Source organism: Yoonia sp., from assembly GCF_017854415.1.
Classification (GTDB): domain Bacteria; phylum Pseudomonadota; class Alphaproteobacteria; order Rhodobacterales; family Rhodobacteraceae; genus Yoonia.
Map to the genome: position 1 here is coordinate 1 of NZ_JAFMHR010000160.1, position 6,005 is coordinate 6,005.

The 6,005-nt window shown below is 54.5% G+C and carries 8 protein-coding genes; 2 read left to right on the top strand and 6 right to left on the bottom strand.

Annotated features, from left to right (window positions below; all coding sequences use genetic code 11):
• Positions 1-26: 26 nt before the first annotated feature.
• The 6 genes from QZ197_RS14250 to QZ197_RS14275 all read right to left on the bottom strand — a co-directional run bounded on the left by QZ197_RS14250 (position 27) and on the right by QZ197_RS14275 (position 4,657).
• Entirely contained in the window at positions 27-293 is a 267-nt protein-coding gene (locus QZ197_RS14250) for a BCCT family transporter (RefSeq protein ID WP_296432798.1), read from the bottom strand.
• A 204-nt stretch (positions 294-497) separates the two neighbouring features.
• Positions 498-1,481 (bottom strand): acryloyl-CoA reductase, encoded by a 984-nt coding sequence (gene acuI / locus QZ197_RS14255; RefSeq protein WP_296432799.1) that lies wholly within the window; start codon positions 1,479-1,481, stop codon positions 498-500.
• Between the two features lie 80 nt (positions 1,482-1,561).
• Positions 1,562-2,662: a dimethylsulfoniopropionate demethylase gene (locus QZ197_RS14260; RefSeq protein WP_296432800.1), complete on the bottom strand. Its 1,101-nt coding sequence runs from the start codon at positions 2,660-2,662 to the stop codon at positions 1,562-1,564.
• The gene (locus QZ197_RS14265) at positions 2,662-3,168 is read right to left on the bottom strand and encodes a DinB family protein (protein WP_296432801.1); all 507 of its coding nucleotides are present in this window, start codon (positions 3,166-3,168) and stop codon (positions 2,662-2,664) included. Before QZ197_RS14265 ends, QZ197_RS14260 begins: the two co-directional genes overlap by 1 nt.
• Positions 3,165-3,875 (bottom strand): DUF1326 domain-containing protein, encoded by a 711-nt coding sequence (locus tag QZ197_RS14270; protein ID WP_296432802.1) that lies wholly within the window; start codon positions 3,873-3,875, stop codon positions 3,165-3,167. Before QZ197_RS14270 ends, QZ197_RS14265 begins: the two co-directional genes overlap by 4 nt.
• A gap of 14 nt (positions 3,876-3,889) precedes the next feature.
• Entirely contained in the window at positions 3,890-4,657 is a 768-nt protein-coding gene (locus QZ197_RS14275) for a DUF2182 domain-containing protein (protein WP_296432803.1), read from the bottom strand.
• Between the two features lie 77 nt (positions 4,658-4,734).
• On the opposite strand from QZ197_RS14275, the gene QZ197_RS14280 reads away from it, so the two are divergent.
• Positions 4,735-5,475 (top strand): FadR/GntR family transcriptional regulator, encoded by a 741-nt coding sequence (locus QZ197_RS14280; protein ID WP_296432804.1) that lies wholly within the window; start codon positions 4,735-4,737, stop codon positions 5,473-5,475.
• Positions 5,476-5,539: 64 nt separating this feature from the next.
• Positions 5,540-6,005: SCO family protein (locus QZ197_RS14285; protein WP_296432805.1), on the top strand; the 466-nt coding region annotated here is incomplete at its 3' end.

Sequence of the window (6,005 nt, forward strand, 5' to 3'; positions counted from 1 at the left end):
GTCAGCGATCGCCCTCGCTGCAACCGTCATATTCTGGTTATGAGTCCTGAACCTAAGCAAAGGATGACGAAAAGCGCCATGGCATATACATACCAATAGCTAAATGTCGCCAAAATAAATCCGTTGATTGACCCCAAAACAGAAGCCGCCGTATCTGGAAAGGCGACCGCCCAGATAATCAATGCGCCGACCAGTATCTTAGCGGTGATGGTAACGTCTTTGGTGAATCCCCGATAAAAACCGCTGACAGCGGTCTTGATCGGTAAATCCATTAGTGGTGGTTTTAGTGCCATTTTAATGTCCCCGTTGGCTATTTTTTATGCATTCAGGGTACACGTTTTTGTCGGATTGCAAAGCAGTTAAACGCCAATCATGTCGCGTTTGCGACATTGGGCGACCTGCTGCAGTGCAGCAAAAATGGCAACTTTCTATAATAAAAATGGCCGCCGAACTTTCATGTCCGGCGGCCAACATTGTCTATTTGCGACAGGTTTCTGCTAGGCGTTCAGATCTACCACGATACGGCCCTTTACTTGGCCCTTCAAAATACCGCGCCCTAGGTCTGGTAGGTCGGACAGGGTCGCTGGCTGAACCATCGCCTCGAGCTTGTCCATCGGCAGGTCCTTTGCGATGCGCTGCCATGCGCGCACGCGGTTGTCATAAGGCTGCATCACACTGTCGATCCCCAACAGGTTCACACCGCGCAACAAGAACGGAATAACTGTGGCAGGCAAGCCCGCACCACCAGCCAGACCAACCGCCGCAACAGACGCGCCATATTTCATCTGGCCCAAAACCCGCGCCAGCATATCGCCGCCGACTGCATCAACGCAGCCGCCCCATGCTTCTGCTTCAAGCGGGCGCTTTGTTGTCTCGTTGATCTCTTCGCGCGCAACAATCTGGGTCGCGCCAAGAGATTTAAGATAATCGGCTGTCTCGGGACGACCTGTAACCGCAGCAACCTCGTGGCCAAGCGCAGATAGGATCGCAGTCGCAACCGAACCAACACCGCCAGCCGCACCAGTGACCAAAACAGGACCATCCTTGATGCCGTGGTCTTCCAGCGCCATAACAGCCAACATCGCTGTAAAACCAGCGGTTCCAACAGCCATTGCTTGACGCGTGTCCAAGCCATCTGGCAGTGGCACAAGCCAATCCGCTTTGACGCGCGCCTTTTGCGAATACCCGCCCCAATATGCCTCACCCACACGCCAGCCGGTCAGGACAACTTTATCACCCGCCTTATAGCGTGGATCATCTGACGCCTCTACGGTGCCGGCCATATCGATACCGGGAACATGGGGATAATTACGGACCAAACCGCCGCCAGGACCAATGCAAAGGCCGTCTTTATAGTTGACTGTCGAATATTCGACAGCGACGGTCACATCACCCGCTGGCAACTGATCCAGTGACAACTCCTGAACTGACGCGCTGGTCTTACCTTCTTCATTCTTCTCAACGACGAGTGCTTTAAACATCATATTCTCCTTGGTGGTCCTTCCACCATCATCTTGCCTTCAAAACTCCCGCCGGAGGCTCCGGTCGGGGGCATCATTCACTAAATCCAGAAATTCTCATGCACAGTCGCAGCGCGCGGACCGTCCTGCGTATGCACCTCTAGTGCGGTGCCTTCATCCCAGTGGGTCATGCGCACCATACCAATAGCAACATTGGTATCGTAATCCGGCGATTTCGCAGCAGAGGTGATCTGCCCGATGCGTTTGCCTTTGGCCATAAGAGGCCACACAGCATCACAAACAGGGATATCACCCTCGATCGATATGGCACGCACTTGCTGCGTCGGACCTTCTTTGGCAACTCGCAACAACGCGTCACGACCAACACAACCAATTGCCGTTTGGGTGGAACAGAACCGACCCAATCCACATTCATGCGGCGTATTCTCACGGGTCATATCATTGCCGTAAGATAGCAATCCGCCCTCAATCCGTTCGATCAGATTGGGACAACCTGCGTAAACATCCAAGCTCTTGCCAGCCTCCATCAACGCATTCCAAAGCGGCATTCCGTTCTTGGTGCCATCCACATAGATCTCGAAGCCGCCCTGCTTGGAATAACCTGAACGCGCTACAGCCATGCTGACGCCCTGGAAATCAAACCAGCCGAACCGGAAGAACTTGATGGATCGTACCGCATCGCCAAACACATGTGCCATCAGGTCATCCGCCAGCGGACCCTGGACCGCAAGAGGTGAAATATCCGGCTCGTCCACCAGTACATCCAAGCGGTATCCATAAGCCAACGCCTTGACCCAAAACAGTAAATCACTGTCCGCAATCGAAATCCACCAGCGATCCTCGGTCAGCTTTAACGCCACGGGATCATTCAGCATACCCCCCGTTTCATCAACGATCGGCACGTAATAGCACTGCCCCGGCAGCATCCCACGCAAGTCGCGTGGGGTTAGCATTTGCATCAAACGCGCCGCATCAGGGCCGCGCAATTCGATCTGCCGTTCGCAGGCCACATCCCAGACCTGTACCGCCTTTTTCAGGTGATGGTAGTCTTCGGTCACACTGCGAAACACGGTGGGCAAAAGCATATGATTATAGACAGTGTAACCTTTGACACCGGCGGCTTCGACGCCTTCGGTAAAGGGGGTACGCCGGATGCGGCGCGAAGGTGCAATAACAGCCATCATATATCCTCTGGCATAAACGGAAGATCGGTTGGAAGCGGTGTTTGGCCTGCCTCGGTCAGCATCGCGTGCACTTGTCCGCGATGATGCGTTTGGTGGTTAAAAAGATGTGTCGCGCAAAGGCCCATTGGCGTCGACATTGCACCCGCCTGACCGACGGGCAACCATTGCAGGTCACCGTTCAGCGTTTCAGCGTCAACATTCTGCGCCCAAAGCGTTATGCGCGCGTCCATCTGGATACGGTCTTGCGCCCAAATTGCGGGGGTCGCAGTCAACGTATCGCTTTTTGCAATTGGTAGATCAGTGCTGTCGCCGCCATCAAAACGGCTCATCCAGCGTATATCGCCCCACAACAAATGGTTTAACGTACCCATGATCGATCCAAAAAAGGCACCGCGATCCTTTGTCAGATCGGCGATGTCCATTTTTGCAACGATGTCGCGCACCCCATTGTTCTGCCACGCATTATAGCGCGCCATCGTCTGACAATAGAGCGGCGTGATCAAGGCTTGGGGCCTTTCCAGTCGATCGGGCAGATCTCTGCCGATTTGCCGCCAAAGTCCCAAACGCGGCCGTAATCGCGTACCTTTGAGCGTGTTCCGGCGGCTGCGATAATATCAGGGCCCATCCAGTATTTTGAATTGCTAACCATAACTGGCTGATCAGGCGTGGCCCCCTTCATCATCTCAATCTCGCCTTGGATTTTGCGACCGATGTAGATGCCACGCTTCGTGCCATCGCGTACGATCTCGACCTTTTCACGCTCTGCGCCGATAATCTCGGACACCAGCATTGTGAACAATCCTGTTGTGCCGCCAGCGGCACCGCTAAAGATTTTCAGAATACCGTTATAGGCTTTCTGGGTGGAACGCTCGTCGACATAAGCCGCGACGCGCCAGTTGCCTTCGGCCATACGCCCAGGGATATCGACAAGCAGTCCGACGTTCAGACCAGACAGGTCTTCGCCTTCGAAATGACCTTCATCAATCGCAATCGCCATCCAAGCATGGCAGTGCCCTTCTGTCGGAGGGTGCGCACCAAGGCTGACAACGCAGGGGCAAAACACGGTGCAAGAGCAGTTCAAGAACAATTCGCCTTTGATCGCCCAATCCGTTGGTTCCATTTTGCGGCGCAACGGGTTGCTTTCAATCCGCTGGTCGATCCGCTGTGATATTGGCAACCGATCAGCAGGTGCGCGTGTTTTTTCAGCCATCTGTCGTCCCTTTCCTAAAAGAAGAATAACCCAATACCCGCCGCGATCAGGATCACGCCGGTAGGTTTGATTACATGGTGCCCGACGTCAGGCAGTTTTTCAAATATCATCAAAAGTGTCGCAAGGCCCATCCAAGCAAGGCTCATCACGCCGCCAACGAAGCCTAGCGCCATAAAGCCCCAGCAACAGCCCACACAAAATACGCCCAAGCCAAGGCCCATCCGCAAACCGCCACCGAAACCGGTTTTCCAATGCCCTAAAAAATAAGTCATCGGTGCGTGGCAAACGCCGTGGCAAACTTCTTTGGTGCGGCTGAACTGGAACGCGCCAACGACGATCAGCAAGATCGCAGAAATCCAAAGCGGTGCCACGCCCAGCATGTTGATCACGCCCCCAAAAAGCAGCGCCAACTGCACACCAGCGATCAAAGCCGCAAAGCCAACCCAAACGATGAAATAGCCAAGCAAAACACCAGCCCACCCTGCCCGCGTGCCGTCGGCGCTGATCATCAGGCGCTCGTATGTGGTCAATGTCGGCACCAGCGTCGGCAACATCATCGCTGCCATCATCACCGCCCACATTGCAAACAACGGACCAAAGCGCGCCATTGGCATATCCATCGGCATGCGCGGGTTCATATCGGCCATCGCTTGAGCCATCGGACCCGGCCGCCCCAGTAGGTCCAAATCCATGTCAATTGCCATCATATACAGCATCCACCAAGCCAGCAGGATCGCCCCAAAGAACGAAAGCCAAAGCGAAGATCGGATCAATTGCGACATCAACGTCCTCCCAAACGCGTATCTGCTGCGACTCAGCACTTGCACAATCATATGTCAGACGTTTAATTGTCTGACAAATGAAAATTGATCCAAAGAACCCTGCTGACCTGTCAGCCCAGATTGCAAAAGCGATCCGCGACGCGATTATGTCGGGTGATTTGCTTGTCGACGAGCGCCTGCCATCAGAGGCGGAACTGGCCGAACAATTCGAGGTTTCGCGCCCCACAGTGCGCGAGGCGCTCAAGAGATTGGGCGCGCAATCGCTGATCCGCACGCAGCGCGGTGCTACCGGTGGCGCGTTTGTGAACCGTCTGAAATTTGAAGACGCGTACGGTCAGCAAATCACGACCTCAACGCTGCTATTATCGATGAATGACGTCAGTTTCGCGACCGCCTGTGAAGCGCGATATGCGCTTGAACGGGCCTGCGCGCCGCTGTCTGCGCAACGCCGCACCGCTGATCATTTGGCAACCATGCGTGCCGAGGCACACCGCCAATCGCAACCCGGCCTGACGGATGAAGCCTTCTGTGCATCCGACGTCGCGTTCCACCGCGCTTTGGTTGATGCCGCGGGCAATCCTGTGTTGTCCTATCAGCTAGCTGGTGCCGTGGAGGCGATGCAGCCTTTGATGAATATGATCACCTTCAGCGCACGATCACGTGAACGGATCGTCGGTCTTCACAGTGCAATTGCGGATGCTATTGAATTACAAGACGCCGCAAAAGCCGATGCTTTGTTGGATGATCTGGCACGCTACACACAAGAGCTGGCGCAAAACGTGATCTCGGACCGTGAAGCAGCCCGTGCCCAATCCTGATTGTCTCGATCCCGCAAATCATGTAGCCGCTCTTCAAAACCCATGAACGCTACAGGAGACGCCGATGAAGGCCGTGATCTTTGGAACGACAACGCTTGCTGTTGCTGCAGCGCTTGGACTTTATGTATGGCAATCGACAAACGCAGTTCCTGATCCTTGTGGTGCAACCGCCGTCGCAGGCAGCGCCATTGGTGGCCCGTTCACGCTGATTTCAGAAACCGGCGAAACCGTCACCGATAAGGACGTGATCACCAAACCCACGTTGGTTTATTTTGGCTACACGTTCTGCCCTGATGTTTGCCCTCTTGATAGCGCGCGCAACGCCCAAGCCGCTTATATACTGGAAGAACAAGGGATTGACCTTGGTAATGTGTTCATTTCAGTCGACCCGCAACGTGACACGGTCGAAGTCGTGCGCGACTTTACTGATAATTTCCATGAAGACATGATTGGTCTGACAGGCACCCCTGAACAAGTCAAAGCGGCATCGCAAGCCTACAAAACCTACTACCGCGCCGATGACAGCGATC

Coding starts and splice junctions, on each gene's coding strand:
- QZ197_RS14250 (WP_296432798.1), bottom strand. CDS start 293: ATGGCACTAAAACCACCACTAATGGATTTACCGATCAAGACCGCTGTC.
- acuI (WP_296432799.1), bottom strand. CDS start 1,481: ATGTTTAAAGCACTCGTCGTTGAGAAGAATGAAGAAGGTAAGACCAGC.
- QZ197_RS14260 (WP_296432800.1), bottom strand. CDS start 2,662: ATGGCTGTTATTGCACCTTCGCGCCGCATCCGGCGTACCCCCTTTACC.
- QZ197_RS14270 (WP_296432802.1), bottom strand. CDS start 3,875: ATGGCTGAAAAAACACGCGCACCTGCTGATCGGTTGCCAATATCACAG.
- QZ197_RS14275 (WP_296432803.1), bottom strand. CDS start 4,657: ATGTCGCAATTGATCCGATCTTCGCTTTGGCTTTCGTTCTTTGGGGCG.
- QZ197_RS14280 (WP_296432804.1), top strand. CDS start 4,735: ATGAAAATTGATCCAAAGAACCCTGCTGACCTGTCAGCCCAGATTGCA.